The sequence below is a fragment of the Luteibacter sp. HA06 genome, assembly GCF_054061215.1.
Window position 1 is genome coordinate 3,502,859 of the sequence record NZ_JBSSDZ010000001.1, and the last position, 18,677, is coordinate 3,521,535.

The 18,677-nt window shown below is 65.2% G+C and carries 14 protein-coding genes; 8 read left to right on the forward strand and 6 right to left on the reverse strand.

The genetic code is table 11. The features are described 5' to 3' along the window. Window positions 1-303 precede the first annotated feature (303 nt). On the forward strand, window positions 304-1,917 hold the full coding sequence (locus tag ACVWWJ_RS16115; RefSeq protein ID WP_456968687.1) for an ATP-binding cassette domain-containing protein: 1,614 nt from the start codon (window positions 304-306) through the stop codon (window positions 1,915-1,917). On the opposite strand, the gene ACVWWJ_RS16120 is transcribed toward ACVWWJ_RS16115, so the two are convergent. Then, window positions 1,914-2,336, reverse strand: a complete 423-nt coding sequence (locus ACVWWJ_RS16120) for a hypothetical protein (RefSeq protein ID WP_456968688.1) — start codon at window positions 2,334-2,336, stop codon at window positions 1,914-1,916. The genes ACVWWJ_RS16115 and ACVWWJ_RS16120 overlap by 4 nt on opposite strands. Before the next feature lie 143 nt (window positions 2,337-2,479). On the opposite strand from ACVWWJ_RS16120, the gene ACVWWJ_RS16125 reads away from it, so the two are divergent. Further along, on the forward strand, window positions 2,480-3,412 hold the full coding sequence (locus ACVWWJ_RS16125) for a DMT family transporter (protein WP_159895493.1): 933 nt from the start codon (window positions 2,480-2,482) through the stop codon (window positions 3,410-3,412). A 4-nt stretch (window positions 3,413-3,416) separates the two neighbouring features. Here the strand turns inward: ACVWWJ_RS16125 and ACVWWJ_RS16130 are convergent, their stop codons facing one another. From ACVWWJ_RS16130 to ACVWWJ_RS16140, 3 genes are read right to left on the reverse strand one after another with little or no spacing between them, the layout of a single operon-like run. Next, entirely contained in the window at window positions 3,417-4,106 is a 690-nt protein-coding gene (locus ACVWWJ_RS16130) for a DUF1345 domain-containing protein (RefSeq protein WP_159895495.1), read from the reverse strand. Between the two features lie 30 nt (window positions 4,107-4,136). Then, window positions 4,137-6,362: a transferrin receptor-like dimerization domain-containing protein gene (locus tag ACVWWJ_RS16135; protein ID WP_456968689.1), complete on the reverse strand. Its 2,226-nt coding sequence runs from the start codon at window positions 6,360-6,362 to the stop codon at window positions 4,137-4,139. Between the two features lie 5 nt (window positions 6,363-6,367). After that, window positions 6,368-8,785, reverse strand: a complete 2,418-nt coding sequence (locus tag ACVWWJ_RS16140) for a TonB-dependent receptor plug domain-containing protein (protein ID WP_456968690.1) — start codon at window positions 8,783-8,785, stop codon at window positions 6,368-6,370. A 451-nt stretch (window positions 8,786-9,236) separates the two neighbouring features. Between ACVWWJ_RS16140 and ACVWWJ_RS16145 the strand changes: the two genes are divergently transcribed. Beyond that, window positions 9,237-9,770, forward strand: coding sequence for a DUF6630 family protein (locus ACVWWJ_RS16145; protein WP_456968691.1), 534 nt, complete (start codon window positions 9,237-9,239; stop codon window positions 9,768-9,770). A 14-nt stretch (window positions 9,771-9,784) separates the two neighbouring features. On the opposite strand, the gene ACVWWJ_RS16150 is transcribed toward ACVWWJ_RS16145, so the two are convergent. Continuing rightward, window positions 9,785-10,738, reverse strand: a complete 954-nt coding sequence (locus ACVWWJ_RS16150) for an NADP-dependent oxidoreductase (RefSeq protein WP_456968692.1) — start codon at window positions 10,736-10,738, stop codon at window positions 9,785-9,787. 82 nt (window positions 10,739-10,820) lie between these two features. Then, on the reverse strand, window positions 10,821-11,732 hold the full coding sequence (locus tag ACVWWJ_RS16155) for a LysR substrate-binding domain-containing protein (RefSeq protein WP_456968693.1): 912 nt from the start codon (window positions 11,730-11,732) through the stop codon (window positions 10,821-10,823). Between the two features lie 116 nt (window positions 11,733-11,848). On the opposite strand from ACVWWJ_RS16155, the gene ACVWWJ_RS16160 reads away from it, so the two are divergent. From ACVWWJ_RS16160 to mfd, 5 genes are all read left to right on the forward strand, one after another. Further along, window positions 11,849-12,484 (forward strand): NAD(P)-dependent oxidoreductase, encoded by a 636-nt coding sequence (locus ACVWWJ_RS16160; protein ID WP_456968694.1) that lies wholly within the window; start codon window positions 11,849-11,851, stop codon window positions 12,482-12,484. Window positions 12,485-12,681: 197 nt separating this feature from the next. Next, the gene (locus tag ACVWWJ_RS16165; RefSeq protein WP_159895507.1) at window positions 12,682-13,584 is read left to right on the forward strand and encodes a 23S rRNA (adenine(2030)-N(6))-methyltransferase RlmJ; all 903 of its coding nucleotides are present in this window, start codon (window positions 12,682-12,684) and stop codon (window positions 13,582-13,584) included. A gap of 28 nt (window positions 13,585-13,612) precedes the next feature. After that, the gene (locus tag ACVWWJ_RS16170) at window positions 13,613-14,119 is read left to right on the forward strand and encodes a Slp family lipoprotein (RefSeq protein ID WP_456968695.1); all 507 of its coding nucleotides are present in this window, start codon (window positions 13,613-13,615) and stop codon (window positions 14,117-14,119) included. 34 nt (window positions 14,120-14,153) lie between these two features. Next, a complete protein-coding gene (locus ACVWWJ_RS16175) occupies window positions 14,154-15,062 on the forward strand; it encodes a cation diffusion facilitator family transporter (protein ID WP_159895513.1) in 909 nt (302 codons plus the stop codon). Between the two features lie 68 nt (window positions 15,063-15,130). Beyond that, window positions 15,131-18,580, forward strand: coding sequence for a transcription-repair coupling factor (mfd, locus tag ACVWWJ_RS16180; RefSeq protein WP_456968696.1), 3,450 nt, complete (start codon window positions 15,131-15,133; stop codon window positions 18,578-18,580). The last annotated feature ends 97 nt before the right edge of the window (window positions 18,581-18,677 follow it).

Sequence of the window (18,677 nt, forward strand, 5' to 3'; positions counted from 1 at the left end):
AAGCCGATTCATCGGCGATGCTCTACCTGTAGGAGCCGATTCATCGGCGATGCTCTAACTGTGGGAGCCGATTCATCGGCGATGCTCTAACTGTGGGAGCCGATTCATCGGCGATAGGCCTTACAGCCTCCCCGCTCCGTTGGCTTTTCGCCGATGAATCGGCTCCTACATTCCGGCTATAATCCGCGACGTTATTTAACACGAGAGGTGTTCGCCCGATGCGCCAGTAATGCCCCGTCTTCCCGACGGAAAGACTCAGTTGCCCTGCCTGCAGGGTGAGTTCTTCGCATTCCTGGAAATCGTATGACGAACCCAAGCCTCACCCTTCACGGGGTCTCGTGCCTGTTGCCGGATGGCCGCCGGCTTTTCTCCGGACTCAACGAAACCTTCGACCTCCGGCATACCGGCCTTGTCGGCCGTAACGGTGTCGGCAAGAGCGTGCTTGCACGCGTGCTCGCCGGATCATGGCCGACTTCGTCGGGGCATGTGACGCGGCAAGGCACGGCGCACTACCTCGCCCAGGAGCCCGTCCGCGACCGCAATGCCACGGTTGCCGCCGCGGCGGGCGTGGCAGACATCGTGGAAGCGATCGCACGCATCGAAGCGGGCAGCGTCGACGCAGCCGACTTCGACATCGTCGGTGCGCGCTGGACCATCCGCCACGATCTCGAGCAGGCCTTGCAAGCACAGGGACTGGGTTATCTCGATGTCGACTCGCCAGCGCACCGGCTGAGCGGCGGCGAAGCCGCACGCGTGGCATTCGCCGGCGCCCTTCTCAGCGAAGCTGACTTCCTCATCTTCGACGAACCAACCAATCACCTCGACCGAAACGCGCGGCGGTCGCTGATCGAGCAACTGGCGCACTGGCGAGGCGGCCTCATCGTGGTCAGCCACGATCGCGAGCTACTCGGACAGATGGAACGCATCGTCGAGCTTTCAACGCTCGGCCTACGTTCCTACGGTAGTAATTACGACCTCTACGCCCTACGCAGCGAGCAGGAACGTGCCGACGCCGAACGAGAGCTGGAACGGAGAAAAACGGAGCGCGACCGCCTGGAATACGCCCTCCGCGCACAGCGTGAACGCGCCGATCGCCGGGAGGCACGTGGGCATCGCGGCGCGCGCGATGCCAACCAGGCCCCCATTCTGTTAGGCCGGCAGAAAGAGCGGAGCGAGATCACCGCCGGACACCTGCGCGAGCGACAGCAAGCGCAGCGCGCCTCGCTCGGAGAGCGTGTAGCCGAGGCGTCGAGACGCGTGGATGAACAGGCGATGCCCATCATGCGAATCGCCGCGACCAGCGGCCACTCCCCGTTTCGCGTTGCCAGCCTGGAGGGTGTGAGGCTCGCCTATCCGGAAGGCACCGGGGAGAAGGTCGATCTCGCGATCACCGCAGGCCAACGCATCGGCCTCGTCGGGCCAAACGGCTCCGGCAAGTCGACGTTACTGCGTACGCTGGCAGGTACGCTCCCGCCGCCCGAGGGCCAACGCAAGGCGTGGACGCCGGTCGCCTACCTCGACCAGCAACTCGCCGCCGTGGAGCCCACCTTGTCCCCGCTCGAATTGCTACGTCGCGTCGCAGTGGAACGCAACGAGGGCGACATTCGCACCTTGCTCGCGCAGGTCGGCATCGATGCGCGTTCGGTCAACCTGCCCTCGGGCCAGCTCAGTGGCGGCCAGCGCCTGGTTACCGCCCTGGCGATGGCGATCCACGCCGACCCGCCAGCGCAGCTGCTTCTCCTGGACGAGCCAGGCAACCATCTCGATCTTCCCGCGTTGCAGGCCCTCGAGGCCGTGCTTTGCGCGTATGCAGGCGCCCTCGTCGTCGCGTCGCACGACGAGGTATTCCTGGCCCGGATCAACCTCACCGAGCGCATGGAGGCCACGGCGAAGGGCTGGGTGCGAACGCGGGTTTAGCCGCCGCCGTCCGGGAGGTTGACGACGTCCTTCACGCTGTAGACGTCGATCGTGTACGCCGACGTCGCGCCGTCCGCCGCGCGGAAGCGGCCGGACACCGTGGCGTTGGCACGTGCACCGCTGGATGCGACGGCACGCTTGAACGATGAGACGTCGCGCTTTCGACCGCTCTGGTCATCGCTGACGTTGAGGCTGACGCTGCCCTTGCACTGGTCGTCCGACAGCGTGGTGACCTTGCCGGCCGACGTCGCCACACCGCGGACGGTCACCGTGGTGCCGATATAGCGGGAGGCGGTGCCGATCACCGTGCAGAGGGTATCCGGCGGGGTGTCGTCCGCCGAACGGGCGGCGGCCGGACCCGCGGCGAGAGCCATGAGCAAGGCGAACGTCGTCGCCCGACCGATCGATTTCGTATACATAGGTGTTCCCCCTTGTTACCCGGCCCCAGGACGGACCGTGCCGAATGGACGGCTAAACGCAGGACACCGCGTTTGCGGCGTCGCGTCAATAAGAAATTTGGGCAGTAAACTCCCCTTCCTTGCCGTTTTCGCCGGAGTCACCCTTGGAAGATCGCGCCCGCCTGGGACTGGGAATCGGCTTTGGCGTGGCTGCGGGCGCCCTGTGGGGACTGGTGTTCCTGGCGCCCGAACTTGCCCGGGATTTCACCGCCCTGCAGCTGGCGGCCGGCCGCTACCTCGTCTACGGGCTGATCTCGGCCTGCCTGTTGGTACCCCGCTGGCGGCCGCTCCGCGCGTGGCTGCAGCGAGCCCACTGGCGGGGTCTGGTCGGCCTGAGCCTGCTCGGCAACATCCTCTACTACGTGCTCCTGGCCAGCGCCGTGCAATGGGGCGGCGTGGCCATGACCTCCCTGGTCATCGGCTTCCTGCCCGTCGCCGTCACCCTGGTGGGGAGCCGCGCCGCCGGCGCCGTGCCCTTGCGCCAACTGGCGCCCTCGCTATGGCTGAGCGCCGTCGCGATCGCCTGCATCGGCTGGCAAGCCATGACGGGGACACACCTGCAGACCCAGCCTCACCGTCTCGCCGGCTTGCTTTGCGCCATCGGTGCCCTCGCCTCCTGGACGGCCTATGCGGTGATCAACGCGCGCTGGCTCGCCCGCCTGGACCACGTCTCCGCCCATGACTGGAACCTGTTGACCGGCGTGGTCACCGGAGCGCTGGCCTTGTTGCTCGTCCCGCCCGCCATGCTGCTCGACGACGCCACGCATGACGGCCCGGCGTGGCTGCGCTTCGCCGCCATCAGCACGGGCATCGCCGTCTTCGCGTCCATCCTGGGCAACGGCCTGTGGAACCGGATGAGCCGTTTGCTGCCGCTGACCCTCGTCGGCCAGATGATCCTGTTCGAGACGCTGTTCGCCCTGCTCTACGGCTTTCTCTGGGAACACCGGTTACCGACGTCGCTCGAAAGCCTCGCCGTGATTGCGCTGGTGATCAGCGTGCTGCTCTGCGTGCGCGTGCACCGGCCTCGGGCGCACTGATACCTCACGCCTTGCCGGCCGCGATGTTCACGCTGATCGCGATGATGAAGACATTGAAGAAGAATGCGATGGCGCTGTGCATCAGACCGATCCGGCGCAGGTAACGCGTCGTGATCTGCACGTCGGAAACCTGGAAAGTCATGCCGATGGTGAACGAGAAGTACGCGAAGTCCCAGTAGTCGGGATCTTCATCACCCGGGAAATCCAGGCCTTTGTGCTTGTCGTCGAAATCGCCGTAATAGCCGTGGGCGTAGTGCAGGGCGAACAGCGTATTCATGAACATCCACGAGAGGATGATCGTCGTCGCCGCCACGGCGATCGCGAACGCCCCACCCTTGCTACCCGAATTGAGCTCGGTGGTCACCGCGACGAGCACGATGGCCGAAAGCGCGACGCCACTGAGCAGGGTGGTCCAGCGACCGGAATCCTGCATACGCGCCTGCCGGCGCATGGACGTCTTGTTCGCTTGAAGGAAGATGCGCAGGATCATCAGCAGGTACGCGAGCGCCCCGATGTCGAACCCAAGCAAGAGCGCCACGCTGCGCTGCAGGCCCGTGAACTCCAGGCCGGCAGCGGCAACGACGGCGATGATGGCACCGATGAGCAGGCGCGGCCGGGAGCGTGCATAGCGGATCGGCCCCCAGCCTTTCTTGTGGCGGCGGGCTGCCGCCGGCGTCTGGGATTCGTCGCTCATGCCACCACTCCACGGGTTCAGGTGGCGCGACTATAGCGGAGCCTGCGTGATCGTAAGTTCGTGCGTGGCTTGATGCAACAGACCCGTCGCACGGCGGGTCGCCTCGGCCGTGAGGCGAACTTCATCCCGTGCCTGATCCCAGGCCCGCGCGTCGATCGCGTCGCCAACGCCCGGGAGCGGCGCCGTGTCTTCACCCTCCTTTCGCCCCGGTGCCTGAAGAAGGTGCCGGTACCACGGACGCTGCGGCAGCCCCGTTGCCTGCAGGAACGCAGGCGCGACATCGCGAAGCGCCTTATTCACCGCAGCGGCCTGCTTCGTCGTGAGCTTGCCGGCCGAGGTAGCCGCCTGGTCGTATGCTTCCGCGGCGGTCAGAAGGTCCCGCTGCGCGTCGTGCAGCGGGCCGAGATCGATGTCCTGCCATGCATCGTCGACACGCGCAGGTGCTTGCTCATGCCGATACGCCACCGCTGCGAGACGATAGGTGCCGTTCTGGAGCAAGGCGTTGTGCCGTACGGCATCCCGATGCTCCGCCGCCGAGCCCGCGGCAAGTCGGTCGATATCCTTGCCCAGCGACAACGCGAACGCCGTGTAGCGCCAGGGCAGGATGTCGGCATTGGCGACGCGGAGCGCGAGCCGCGCGTTCGTCCGGGCAAGCAGGTTCACGTAGGCAAGGCCGGGATCGCCGAACCGCTGGTAGTGCGTGTAGGTGTCGTAGAGCGAGTGGTACACCGGCACGTTCTCGTCGTCGCCGTCGCGGTCGTAGCCATAGCGAACATGCAACGACGGCACACCGAGACGGTGCGCAAAGGCAAGATAATCCGAGCCCGTACCCAGACGCTGCGGAACGATGGATCCCTCGGCATCCTTGCCCTTCCCTGCCGCGTCCACCGCGCGCTTGGCAAGGCGGCGTGCCTGCACCGTTGCGCCAGTCTCCGGATCGCGCAGGTCACTGGCAACGCCATCGACCAGGCTCGCCAGCGAGGGATCGCCCGCGGCGGCGAGGAAGCCGCGGCCGGTGGTGTCGTTGTTGAGGTAGAACACGGCCTTGTGCGCGAGCTCCGTCGCATGGCGATCGGTCCACGCCTTGGAGCCGAGGATGCCGAGCTCCTCGCCGTCCCAGCTGGCGAAGGCGAGCGTGCGTCGTGGCCGGTGCCCGGCTTTTGCTTCCTCGCCGATGGCCCGCGCCTCGGCCAGCAGGGCAGTGGTACCCGCAAGAGGATCCCAGGCACCGAACACCCAGGCATCGTGATGCACGCCACGAATCACCCACTCATCCGGAAGGTCGCTGCCACGCAAGGTGCCTACCACGTTGTAGAGCGTGCGCCACTCCCACGGCGAACGGACTTCGAGGTGAACCTTCGCATCCCCGCCCACGTGATACGTCAACGGCAGGCCACCCTGCCAGCGGCCAGGCACGGCAGGACCGCCGAGAGCACGCAGGAAATGCTCGGCGTCGCCGTAACCGATCGTGACCACGGGGAGGTGCAGGTCGTCGGTATGCCGGTTGGCCTGGAACGTCTTTGCGCTCTTTGCGTCCAGCACGCTGTCGATGCCGAGCGTGCCACGCTGCAAGGTATGCGGTGTGCGCCAGGCGCCGTCCGGGTACACATCGCCCTTGGTGAATCCGTCGGCATCGGGATCGGAATAGATCACCACGCCGACCGCACCGTGCTGCTGCGCCAGGCGCGGTTTTACCCAGCGGCCGGCGCCGGTCGACTTCACCAGTACCACCTTGCCTTCGACCGACTGGCCCGTCCGTGCGAGTTCGTCGTAGTCCTTCGACAGGCCCTCGTTGACGAAGATCAACGGCGCATCGACCGATCCATCCGCACCATAGGCTTCCATGCCGGGCAAGACGCCGTCCTGGCGCGCCGTGTCGTTGTCACCGGGAATAGCCGGTTCGGTGAAGTCGGCCGCGTAGTTGTCGTTACCCAGAAGCGAGAGCTTCTGGACTGTCGGATACGCAACCAGGACGCGGGTGGGCTCGATGGCAACCTGCCAGCCCCAGCTACGCAGGCTGGATGCAATGAAGTCGGCATTCTCCTTGTCATGCGGCGAGCCGACCTGATTCGGCGCCGAGGTAAGGCGCTTCAGCCAGCCGTCGAGATCCGCCGTGGCGATGGACGCGTCGACGCGTCCCTCCAGTTCGCGCTGCGCGGGCACGTCGGCCGTGGCGAACCCAATGGGCGGCACAGCCGTCTGCGCCGACGCACCAGAAGCAAGTGTCAGCAGCAACGCGGGTAACAAGACTCTCATCGTCATCACTTCCACCGGTAGGTCACGCTGGCATAGTAGTAGCGTCCGTTCCAGCTGAGCGGTGAAAACAGGCTGTACTTGAAGTTGCCATTGGTCGAGTTGGCGTACTTGACCTGCTCCGGCCGTGCATTGGTCACGTTGTCCGCGCCGGCGCTGAAGGTCCAGTTGTCCAGGTTGTAGTCGGCAGAGAGGTCGAGCGTCCACCGATGCGCGAAGTTCTGGTCGAGCGCGACGCCACTATTGCTGTAGACGATGTAGTTGCCGTAACGCTGCACATTCGCGTGCCCCGCCCAGCGTCCGTGCAGGTAGTCGAAGCCGGCATCGAGCTTGGTCAGCGGATTGGTGTCGCCCAGCAGGCCGAGCCGCTCGCGACGCTCTACGCGCTGCACGGCCACGCCCAGCTCATCGAGGATCGCCGGGTTAGGCTTCACCTTCGTCACTTCGTTCTCGTTATACGACCAGCCCAACGTCGTGTTGAGGCGATCGCCGTTAGCGAAGTCGAAGGCGTACTGGCTGACGAAATCCAGGCCACGTGTACGCGTATCGACCGCATTGGTGAAGTAGCGAATGGACTGGTAATTGGCGTCGACACCGTTGGCTGCAAGGTAGGCACTGACCGCCGGCGTATTGACCGGAATGTTCGACGACAGATTGATCCGGTTGGTGATCTTGATGTAGTACGCATCCACGCTCACGTTCCAGCCGGTGAGCGGTTCTAGCACGAGACCCAGCGTCGCGCTGCGTGATTTTTCCGGCTTCAGCTTTTCGGCGCCGAGCAGGCTCGCCGCCTGCGCATCCACCGGGAAGGTGCCGGACTGAACCAGCACCTGCCCCTGGCCGAGGTCCTGCAGCTGCTGCGAGATATCGGCGTAATGCTGCTGGACCAGGGTCGGCGCGCGGAAGCCGGTGCCGACGCTACCGCGCAGGGCTACCTTCGGCGTGAAGTCGAAGCGACCGGACAGCGAGCCCGAAGTCGTGTTACCGAAGTCGCTGTAGTTTTCGTGCCGGCCTGCGAGCGAGAGCGCGAAGCGATCGGTCACGTTGGTTTCCAGATCGATGTATTCGGAGACGTCGTGACGCTGCCAGTTGCCCTGCAGGTCACCGGTGATGCCGCCGTTCGCACCGTACTGCGACACGGCGTCGCCTGGCGTCACCTTATACGCCTGGCGGAGATACTCCACGCCGAACGACACGCTGATGGGGTTTGCCAGCCACGAGGGCGAAAACTCCTTGCTGATGTCGACGTTACCGACCTGCTGGTTGGTCTTGTAATCGGCACCCTGGATGAAGAACGGCGTATAGCCGAAGGCCTTGTACCAGTCGGCGTTGATGGACTGGCTGCGCTGGTCGTATTCATTCGACCCATGGCTGGCCGAGACGTCGTAGTGCCAACCGTCGCCGAGCTCACCGCGCAGACCGGCCGTGAGGGTGGTGTCCTTGACAATGGGAACGCTGACCGGCAGATAGCCTTCCGGATAAATGGAAACCACGTTCGTCGAATCACCGCAGTGGCGATACAGGCTGGCGGTTTCGTCGCGATCGCGACGGTAAAGCGCTTCAAAATAAACCTCGGCGGCCTTGCTGAATTCGTACTGCCCGACCAGGGACACTTTGTTCGACTGCACGCCCGGATCGCCAAGCCGATAGACCTTCTGGTTGTAAGTCGTGCCCTTGGCAGACGGCGTCTGGTCGGGGCCGGCGCGATTGGTGTAATCGTTGTTCTGCGTATCGATCGCGACGTGGATGGAGCCTTTGTCGCCCAGCTTGAATCCCGTATCCGCGCTCAGTTGCCGCTGCAGGCCGTCGCCCGCATCGTAGCCACCGAACTTCGCCGTCACCTGGCCACCCTCGCCGCCCTTCTTCAGGATGACGTTGATCACGCCGCCGATAGCGTCCGAGCCGTAGCGCGCCGACTGTCCGTCACGCAGCACCTCGATACGCTCGATCGCCGAGATGGGAATGGCGTTGAGGTCCACGGGGTTCGAGCCGCGACCGATCGCGCCACCCAGGTTGAGGAAGGCTCCGCTGTGCTGCCGCTTGCCGTCGATCAGCACCAGCACCTGGTCCGGACTGAGACCGCGCAGGGTCACTGGCCGGGCGACTTCCGCCCCGCTGATCGTCGTCGGCTGCGGGAAGCTCAACGAAGGCACCAGCCGGGCCAGCGCGGCCGTGAGCTGAGTGGCGCCACTCTGTTGCAACTGCTGTGGCGTGATCACGTCGATCGGCTGCAGCGAGCTGGATACGGTGCGCTCGGTGCTGCGGGTACCGGTCACGATGACGGTGTCGAGCTGGCTGGTCTTCGCGGATTCGGGCTTGTCCGCAGGCGCGGCATCCTGGGCGAGGACAGGTGCCGTGGAGGCGGCCAGGACCAGTGAGACGGCGATGAACAACGGCGTGCGGCGGCGTGGTGCGAGAGCGAACATGGACGTGGATTCCCCTGGGGACAAGGCGAGACGCCGACGCCTCCGGGCGCCGGGTGTGGGAAGACGGCCGCGCTCCGGCGACGCGCAACGCGACGCCGATCAGGCGAGACCGGAAGAACAAGGGAGGGAGAAGGACCGCGGGCAGGGCCGCGGTATCTACGTCAGGGCGTTAAACGCCGGACGTGAAGCCGACTCAAGCCAGGCGACAACAACAACACGCGCAGTCCACCGAACAACGCGGCGTGGCCGCGAACGTCATCGGGGAGGTATGTGCGCTGAGGTTGAGTGCGTTCACTGGTGAGGGGATCGCCTGGGAAAGGGCTTGGAGGGCTATTTGTTGCACCGCGTCGCAAGTTTGTCAACTTTCTTGAATGGCCGTCCATTCGCGTTCGCCGGAGCGGCCCTGCCCCATTAGTGCGATCATTCGCCCGAGACCCACAGGCCAATCCCCATGAATTCCTACGACGACGAATCCTACGAAGAGCGCGAGTACGACGATGACGACAGCGAGGACACGGTCGAAAAACACGTCTGGCAGCTGCTGCTGATGATCAACCCCGGCGACGAGGAGGCCGCCAAGCACCAGTTCATCGCTTACCGCGATGAAGTGGAAGACCAGGGTGACGAAGACCCGATTCGTCTGGTCGCGCAGGTCACCGACTGGCGCTCCAGTTTCGAAGTGGATGCCGACGACACACGCGCCCTGGTCGAAGCGCTCCAGGAACTGATCTCACGCTTCCAGGACGTCACCATGGACTGGGACGGCGATCCGGATGAGGACGAGTACCACGAAGACATCGACGCGGCGGAAATCTTCAACCGCGCTTACGACCAGCTGAAGCCGCATGGTTACACGCTGTGGTCGCGCGAAGCCGATGACGATGTCTCCGCCGGCTGGATCACGTCCTCAAGCGACGACGAGTCGATGCTGGTGGTCGCCACGGCGCTCCACATCAACCTGCGTCGCGGCGACCAGATGAGCTGAACGACGAAACGCGGCTAGACGGTAAGCACCGTCTTGCCGCGTTTCGCCCGCGATTCCGCCTCGAGGAATGCCTGCCGCGCTTCGCCCAGGCGGTAGGTGCGATCCACCTGCACGGTGATGCGTCCGTCCGCCACCCAGCGGACGATTTCCGCCAGTTGCTCCGGATCGGGCTTGACGATGAACCAGAAGGCCTCGATGCCGAGCGCCTTTGCACGTTCCGGGGACGGTGCATCCTCGGCTTCGCCGGAAATCGTGACGAGGCGTGCCCCGGGTTTGACGAACGACCAGCTCCGTTCCAGCAAGTCGCGGCCCACGGTATCGAAAACGACATCGACCGGACCTGACACATCTTCAAAGCGATCCTTTGTCGTGTCGATCGCCAGGTCGGCGCCGAGTTCGCGACACAAAGCGACCGCGTCGGCGCCGCGTGCGGTGGCAACAACGCGCGCGCCCACGCCTTTGGCGATCTGAATGGCGAACGTGCCGACCGCGCCGGCCGCACCGTGAATCAGCACCGTGTCGCCCGCTTTCAGCTTCGCGAAATCGAAAAAGGCCTGCCATGCGGTGAGCGCGCCGATCGGCAGGGTCGATGCCTCGACGGCGGATACAGCGTCGGGTAGCCGCGTGATTTCCGTCGGTAGCACGCTGGCCTGCTCCGCCGCGGCACCGTTGCGCCAGAAGTCGATCAGGCCGACAACGCGATCGCCTACGGAAAAACCAGTGGTTTCCGCACCGACGTGAGCAACGCGTCCGGCGAATTCGTGACCCACGATGACGGGAAGCGGCCGCTTCGAACCATCCGGGAGCGCCATGGTTCCGTTGGTGACCCAGTGCGGTTCACCGAACGTCAGGCCGACGGCATCCACGTTCACCAGCACGCGGTCGGCGGCGTGCGCCGGCGCTTCGGTGTCACCCACGCGAATGGAAAGATCGGCACCCGCGGCATCGGCAATCCAGGCGGCCTTCATAGAATGACTCCACGCATGGCAAGGACCTCGCTGATTCGTGGCCTGAGGGTTTCACGGGAGCGCGTCCCACGCTTGTACACCCCTACCGGGAGTTCGCAAATTCCAGCGAGAGGCGTTCACGCAGGAGGTCGATGAACGCCCGCACTTTGACCGAAGGCTGCCGCCCCGGATAGACCGCGTGCACGCCTCCCTCCGGAAGCCGGAACGCGGGCAGTAGCGACACCAGCCGCCCCGCGTCCAGATCTGCCTTCACCACGTAATCCGGAAGCACCGAGATACCCAATCCGGCGGCCACGAACCCATACGCGGCCAGGGTGGTGTTCGCCGTGGCCGCGCTTCGCGTCTGCACGGCGTGCTCGTTGCCTCTGACGTCCGTGAACGTCCAGCGCGTGGGTGCGGAGAGAATGGTCAGGGTGATCCAACGGTGCGCGGCCAGGTCGGCCGGCGTTGCCGGCGTGCCGTGTTTCGCAACGTAAGCCGGCGAAGCCACAAGGCACTGCCGGAAGCTCGCCAGCTTCGCGGCACGCAGGCTCGAATCGCGGAGCCATCCCAGGCGGATCGAGAGGTCGAACCTTTCGGCGATGAGGTCGACGATACCGTCGCCGACCACGAGTTCGACGCTCACCTGCGGATAGCGCTCGGCGAAGGCGGCCAGTGCCGGCGCGACGATGGTCGGGCCGTGGTCGCCCGCAGCCGCCACGCGCAGCACGCCCATCGGCGTGTCACGACATTCGCCGAGCCGGGCGATAGCGGATTCGGCGTCGGCCATGACGCGGGCGCAATCTTCATGAAAGCGCTCCCCGGCGTCGGTGAGCGACATCTTCCGCGTGCTGCGCACGAGCAGGGTCACGCCGAGTTCCTCCTCAAGTTTTGCCAGGTGCTGGCTGACCATGGCCTTGGTGGTGCCCACCTGCTGGGCCGCCGCGGTGAACGAGCCCGCGCGGACCAGAGCAACGAAGACGCTGAGGCGGTTGAGGTTGACGTCGGAGGCCATGGGCTGGGCTCGATAGTAAAGTTTTACTTTACGATGAATTGCTCCGGAAGGCGTATTTCAGGAACGACCCGGGGCGCATCCTAGCCCCCATCCTTTCCAGCAACGGGCTAGTCACCATGAAGATCGTCCTGTTCGGCGCCACCGGCAACATCGGCAACGTGATCCTTGAAGAGGCGCTCAACCGTGGCCACACGGTCACAGCCATCGTTCGCGACCCGGCGAAGCTCACCACGAAGCACGCTGGCCTGACGGTCGTTCAGGGCGATGTGGCCCAGCCGTCGTCCTACGCGGCTGCCCTCCCGGGTGCCGAGGCCGCTATCGCCAGCCTCAACGACCATGCGGACCCGTCCAACGTGCCGCGCCAGGCCACCTCCCTGCTCGACGCCCTGTCCGCTGCAGGCGTGCACCGATTCGCCTGGGTCGGCGGCGCCGGCAGCCTGGAAACCGCCCCTGGCGTGCGCGTTATCGACGATCCGGGCTTTCCGGAGGCCTGGAAAGCGTCGGCGAACTCACAGATCGCCGCGCTCGAGGTATTCCGCGCCAGCAAGGCGCCAATCGACTGGACCTACATCAGCCCTGCCGCGGAAATCGCCCCGGGCGAGCGCAAGGGCAGCTTCCGTGTTGGCGGGGAGCAGCTGCTGGTGAACGCCGAGGGCCACAGCCGGATTTCCACCGCCGATTTCGCCATCGGCGTGCTGGACCGGATCGAAAAGGGCGACGCCGCCAAAAAGCGCGTCACCTTCGCCTACTAAGCGCTTCTCCTGTGGGAGCCGCTTCAGCGGCGATCTGTGGGAGCCGCTTCAGCGGCGATCTGTGGGAGCCGCTTCAGCGGCGATGGGTGCTCGCGGCAGAGCATCGCCGATGAATCGGCTCCCACAAGAGCCACCACAACAGCCCCACGGAGCTCCCACAGGACCTGCCGGCCGCCCCGCCCCGCTATACTCCCGCGATGAATTATCGCCACGCGTACCATGCCGGCAACTTTGCCGATGTCCTCAAGCACATGGTGCTCGTGGCCCTGCTCGACTCGCTGAAGCAGAAGGCCTCGCCCTTCTGCTATATCGACACCCATGCCGGCAGCGGCCGTTACGACCTGCGCGGCAACGAAGCCCGCAAGACCGGCGAAGCCGACGAAGGCTTCAACGTCCTCAAGACGGCTACGGGCCTGCCACCGCTGCTGTGGAAGTGGCTGGAAATCGTCCGCGCCTGCAATCCGGGTGACGACACGCTGCGCTACTACCCGGGCTCGCCGTGGTTCGCCGCGCACCTCATGCGCGAGAACGACAGCGCGCAGATGGTCGATACGCGCAACGACGAATCCAGTGCCCTGCGCCAGCTGTTCCATCACGACAAGCGCATCCACGTGCACGAACGCGATGGTTACGAAGCACTCAAGGCCTTCGTTCCGCCGAAGGAAAAGCGCGGCCTCGTCCTGATCGACCCGCCCTTCGAAGCCCAGGAAGCCGAGTTCCGCATCATTGAGAAAACCCTCAAGGCTGCGCTCGAGAAGTGGCCGACCGGAATGTACGCCGTCTGGTATCCGATCAAGGTCCGCAGCCATGTCCAGCCGTTCCATCGCTGGCTGACCAAATGCGGTGCCAAGCGCGTGCTCGTCGCCGAGCTGCTGCTGCGCCCGGACAACTCGCCGCTCACGCTTAACGGCACCGGCATCGCGATCGTGAATGCCCCGTGGAAGCTCGATGAAACGATCCGCGACTCGCTGCGCCTGCTGCCAAAGCTGCTCGGCAAGCCGGGCGAATCCGAATACCGGCTGACCTGGCTGGTCGAAGACTCCAAGGATGAAGAAGCTCCCCACGGTCCGCACTCACCCCGTTCAGTCCGCCGGCGCTAAAGTTCAGCTACCTGCCAGGAGCTGACCCATGCGCCCGACCGTCGTTCGTCTAGCCGTCCCTGCCGCCCTGCTCACGCTGGCTCTTGCCGCCTGTGCACCTGCGCCGATCTACAAGCCCACGGCGAACAACGTCGCCGTGCCACCCGCCCAGGTGGCACGCGAACCGGAACGCTACGGCACGTCCGATGTGATCTGGGGCGGACGCATCGTGAAGGTGAATAACTTCGCCGACCACAGCGAAATCGAGATCCTGGCCTATCCGCTCGACGGCTCGCAGCGTCCGCAATCCAACGACACCGGTAACGGTCGTTTCATCGCAGCCATGCCGGGTTATGTCGAAAGCCTCGACTACCCGGCCGGTGGCCTTGTGACCGTGGCGGGCCGTATCAATGGAACGCGGGCGAGCAATGTGGGCCAGGCCAACTACACCTTCCCGCTGGTCACGGTGAACCAGTCGCACGTATGGACGGCCAAGGAAATGTCCGGTGGCCATCCGAACGTGAGCTTTGGCGTGGGTGTCGGCGTCATACGGTAAGATCTTTCGATCGATCACCGGGACAGGGAATCACATGTCGGGACACGCCGATTCGAAGCGCGCCATTTTCCTCGCGCTCGGAGCCAACTTCGCCATTTTCGTCGCCAAGCTGGTGGCCGCGCTGTTCACCGGCTCGGGCGCCATGCTTGCCGAAGCCGTCCACTCGGCGGCCGACTGCGGCAACCAGGGCTTGCTCCTGCTCGGCATGAAGCAGGCCAAGCGTCCGCCCTCACCGGATTACCCGCTAGGCTGGGGACGCGCGCTGTACTTCTGGTCGTTCCTCGTCGCCATCCTGCTTTTCAGCGTCGGCGGCATGTTCTCGCTTTACGAGGGCGTGCATAAGCTGACCAACCCGGAGCCGCTGAAGTGGCCCTGGCTCGCCGTTGGCGTCCTCGCCTTCTCCATCGTCACCGAGGGCATTTCCATGCATGGCTGCATGCAGGAAGTGAACAAGGCGCGCGACGGCCGCAGCCTCTGGCAGTGGTTCCGCGAGACCCGCGCCAGTGAGTTGCTGGTGATCTTCGGTGAAGACCTCGCTGCCCTGATCGGCCTGTGCCTGGCCATGCTCGCCGTGGTCGCCACCATCCTCACAGGCAACCTGGTGTACGACGCGATTGGCACCATTGCCATCGGCGTGCTGCTCATCGTGGTGGCCATCGCCGTGGCCCGCGAGGTCAAGGCGCTGCTGATCGGCCAGGGCGTGGAGCCCAGGCGCCGCGCCGAGATGGTCGCCTTCCTCAACGCACGCCCCGAAATCGACTCGGTCTACAACCTGCTGACCCTGCAGATGGGCACGGACGTCATGGTGGCGACCAAGGCCAAAATGGCGCCCGCGCCGACCGCAAGGGCCATGATCGAGGCGATCAACATCGTCGAGGCCGACTTCAAGGCGGAATTCAAGGACGTGCGCTGGAGCTTCTTCGAGCCGGACATCACCGACTAGGCCCACACAACCCCTTCGCCCCCGGGTAGTACAATCATCGGCTTGCCCGCAGCTGACAAGCCGACTTCATGCCTGTAGCGCTTCCCCGCCCGCCGCTCCCCGCCAACGCCAAGACCCGCCGCTACTGGGCCGTGCCCCATGGTTCCTCGTGGGCGCTGGAGGTGGCCGAGGCGGCCCGGGCCCACGACGGCCTGCTGGTGGTCGTCGCCCGCGACACGCGCAGTGCGGACAACCTCGAGAGCGAACTGGCCGTGTTCGCCGGCGAATTGCCGGTGCTGCACTTCCCCGACTGGGAAACCCTGCCCTACGACGTCTTCAGCCCCCACCCGGAGGTTGTCTCCCAGCGCATCGCTACGCTCTACCGCCTGCCGAGCATCAAGCGCGGTGTACTGGTGGTGCCGGTGGCGACGCTCATGCAGCGCATCGCGCCGCGTACCCACATCACCGGGTCGGGCCTGGTGTTGCGCAAGGGTCAGAAGCTCGATATCGGCGCCGAGCAACGCCGCCTGGAAGCCGCGGGTTACCGCAACGTGCCCCAGGTGGGCGAGCCCGGTGATTTCGCCGTGCGCGGCGCGCTGATCGACATCTTCGCCATGGGTGCGAACGAGCCCTACCGCGTCGAGCTGTTCGACGACGAAGTCGAATCGATCCGCACCTTCGACACCGAAACGCAGCGCTCGCAACAGCAGGTCGATAGCGTCGACCTGCTCCCGGCACGCGAATTCCCGGTGACCGAAGAGGCCGCGAAGAATTTTCGCGCGAACCTGCGCGAGCGCTTCCCGATCGACATCCGCCGGTGCAACCTCTACCAGGACATGAAGGAAGGCGTGACGCCCGGTGGCATCGAGTACTACCTGCCGCTGTTCTTCCCGGTTACCGAGACCCTGTTCGACTACATCGCCGGCGATGCCCTCTTCGTCCTCGGTGACGGTGTACTCGACGCCGCCGAGCAGTTCTGGACCCAGACCTCGGAGCGATACGACCAGCGCGCGCACGACATCGAGCGTCCCGTGCTGCCGCCGGCCGAAATCTACCTGCCGCCGGAACACCTTCGCGAGCGCCTCAACAAGCAGGTTCGCATCGATGTCGTGCCGAAGGGCCAGGAACATGCGGTCGATCTGGGCACGATGCCTGCCCCCGAAGTGCCGCTCAACCGCAAGGGCGAGGAGCCGGGCACGTCGTTGCGCCACTTCCTTGCCAGCTACAAGGGCAGCGTGCTGATCGCCGCCGACTCGGCCGGCCGCCGCGAAGCGCTGATCGAGCAGCTCGCCGGCGGTGGCATGAAGCCGGTCAACGTCGACGACTGGAAAGATTTCCTCGCAAAGGACGAGCGCTTCGCGATTACGGTCGCCTCGCTCGAGCAGGGTTTTGCGCTGACCAAGCCGGCGCTCACGGTCCTGACCGAGCGCGAACTGTTCGGCGAGCGCGTGCGCACCGATCGCAAGAAGCGCGTCGGCGCCGCTCGCGACCCCGAAAGCATCATCAAGGACCTCACCGAGCTTTCCATCGGCTCGCCCATCGTGCATATCGACCACGGTGTCGGCCGCTACCAGGGCCTGGTGTCGCTGGACGTCGGCGACATGCCCGGCGAGTTCCTCACTATCGAATACACCAAGGGCGACAAGCTCTATGTACCGGTGGCGCAGCTCGGCCTGGTCAGCCGCTACACCGGCACGGCGCCTGAGCTGGCACCGCTGCATTCACTGGGCGGAGACGCCTGGGAACGTGCGCGCAAGAAGGCGGCCGAGAAGGTCCGCGATGTCGCCGCCGAGCTGCTCGCGATCTACGCACAGCGCGAAGCCCGCCAGGGCGAAGCGCTGTCGATCGACCGGCAGATGCTCGAAGAATTCGGTGCCACCTTTCCGTTCGAAGAGACCGCCGACCAGCAGGCGGCGATCGACGCCGTCATCACCGATCTCGCCGCGCCGCGTGCGATGGATCGCGTGGTGTGCGGCGACGTGGGCTTCGGCAAGACGGAAGTCGCCCTGCGCGCCGCCTTCGCAGCAGCGACCGCCGGCAAGCAGGTCGCCGTGCTCGTCCCGACCACCCTCCTCGCCCAGCAGCACTACCGCAACTTCGCGGACCGTTTCGCGGACTGGCCGGTGCGCGTCGATGTCGTTTCTCGCTTCAAATCGAAGAAGGAAACGGATGCGGCGCTGGAACGCCTTGCCGACGGTCAGATCGACGTCATGGTCGGTACGCACAAACTTTTGCAGGCCGACATTCGCTTCAAGAACCTCGGCCTGGTCATCGTCGACGAAGAACAGCGTTTCGGTGTGCGCCAGAAGGAACAGCTGAAAAAGCTGCGTGCCGAAGTCGACCTCCTCACGCTGACGGCAACGCCCATCCCGCGCACGCTGAACATGGCGATGAGCGGCCTGCGCGATCTGTCCATCATCGCCACGCCGCCCGCGCACCGTACCGCCGTACGTACGCTGATCTCGACCTACCAGCCCGCCCTTATCCGCGAAGCGATCCAACGCGAGTTGGCACGTGGTGGCCAGGTCTACTTCCTGCACAACGAAGTGGAGTCGATCGAGCGCATCGCGCGTGAACTCGGCGAGTTGGTGCCCGAAGCGCGCATCCGCGTCGCCCACGGCCAGATGCCCGAGCGCGAGCTGGAACAGGTCATGGCGGACTTCCACCGCCAGCGTTTCAACGTGCTCGTTTCGACGACGATCATCGAATCGGGCATCGACATCCCGACGGCGAATACCATCGTGGTCAACCGTGCGGATCGCTTCGGCCTGGCGCAGCTGCATCAGTTGCGCGGCCGAGTGGGTCGTTCGCATCACCGCGCCTATGCCTACCTGATCGTGCCGGACCGCAAGGCGATGACGGCGGATGCCGAGAAGCGCCTCGAGGCGCTGGCGTCGCTGGAAGAGCTTGGTGCCGGCTTCACCCTCGCCACGCACGATCTGGAGATCCGCGGTGCCGGCGAAATGCTCGGCGACGAGCAGTCCGGGCAGATCCAGGAGATCGGTTTCGGGCTATATACCGAGTTGCTCGATCGGGCGGTGCGTGCGCTGAAGTCCGGCAAGGTGCCCGACTTCGATCTCACCTCCGAGCACGAGACCGAGGTGGAGCTGCACCTGCCCGCCCTGATCCCGAACGACTACCTGCCGGACGTGCATGCGCGTCTTACGCTGTACAAGCGCATCGCGAGCGCACGCAACGACGACGGCCTGCGCGAACTGCAGGTGGAAATGATCGATCGTTTCGGCCTGCTGCCCGACCAGACCAAGTGCCTGTTCGCCGTGGCCCAGCTGAAACTCATGGCCACGCCTCTGGGCATTCGCAAAGTGGACTTCGGCGCCAGTGGCGGCCGGATCACCTTCCGCGACAAGCCGGACATCGACCCGGTCGCACTGATCCGCCTGATCCAGACCCAGCCGCGCATCTTCAAGATGGACGGCCAGGACAAACTGCGCGTGATCATGGAGCTACCCGGCGCCAGCGAACGCATCCGCACAGCACAGGACACCCTGGTTTCCCTAGGCGCCCGCCGCCCGAGCTGATCAAGCGGGGCGGGTCGCATCGTGTGGCAGCCCGTGTGGTGCTCTGTGTGGGAGCCGCTTCAGCGGCGATGCTCTTGGCAGAAAAGCAAAAGCATCG

What these genes read in the sequence shown, in the direction of transcription:
- ACVWWJ_RS16115 (WP_456968687.1), top strand. Translation starts at nt 304, where the DNA reads ATGACGAACCCAAGCCTCACCCTTCACGGGGTCTCGTGCCTGTTGCCG.
- ACVWWJ_RS16120 (WP_456968688.1), bottom strand. Translation starts at nt 2,336, where the DNA reads ATGTATACGAAATCGATCGGTCGGGCGACGACGTTCGCCTTGCTCATG.
- ACVWWJ_RS16130 (WP_159895495.1), bottom strand. Translation starts at nt 4,106, where the DNA reads ATGAGCGACGAATCCCAGACGCCGGCGGCAGCCCGCCGCCACAAGAAA.
- ACVWWJ_RS16135 (WP_456968689.1), bottom strand. Translation starts at nt 6,362, where the DNA reads ATGAGAGTCTTGTTACCCGCGTTGCTGCTGACACTTGCTTCTGGTGCG.
- ACVWWJ_RS16140 (WP_456968690.1), bottom strand. Translation starts at nt 8,785, where the DNA reads ATGTTCGCTCTCGCACCACGCCGCCGCACGCCGTTGTTCATCGCCGTC.
- ACVWWJ_RS16145 (WP_456968691.1), top strand. Translation starts at nt 9,237, where the DNA reads ATGAATTCCTACGACGACGAATCCTACGAAGAGCGCGAGTACGACGAT.
- ACVWWJ_RS16150 (WP_456968692.1), bottom strand. Translation starts at nt 10,738, where the DNA reads ATGAAGGCCGCCTGGATTGCCGATGCCGCGGGTGCCGATCTTTCCATT.
- ACVWWJ_RS16155 (WP_456968693.1), bottom strand. Translation starts at nt 11,732, where the DNA reads ATGGCCTCCGACGTCAACCTCAACCGCCTCAGCGTCTTCGTTGCTCTG.
- ACVWWJ_RS16160 (WP_456968694.1), top strand. Translation starts at nt 11,849, where the DNA reads ATGAAGATCGTCCTGTTCGGCGCCACCGGCAACATCGGCAACGTGATC.
- ACVWWJ_RS16165 (WP_159895507.1), top strand. Translation starts at nt 12,682, where the DNA reads ATGAATTATCGCCACGCGTACCATGCCGGCAACTTTGCCGATGTCCTC.
- ACVWWJ_RS16170 (WP_456968695.1), top strand. Translation starts at nt 13,613, where the DNA reads ATGCGCCCGACCGTCGTTCGTCTAGCCGTCCCTGCCGCCCTGCTCACG.
- ACVWWJ_RS16175 (WP_159895513.1), top strand. Translation starts at nt 14,154, where the DNA reads ATGTCGGGACACGCCGATTCGAAGCGCGCCATTTTCCTCGCGCTCGGA.
- mfd (WP_456968696.1), top strand. Translation starts at nt 15,131, where the DNA reads ATGCCTGTAGCGCTTCCCCGCCCGCCGCTCCCCGCCAACGCCAAGACC.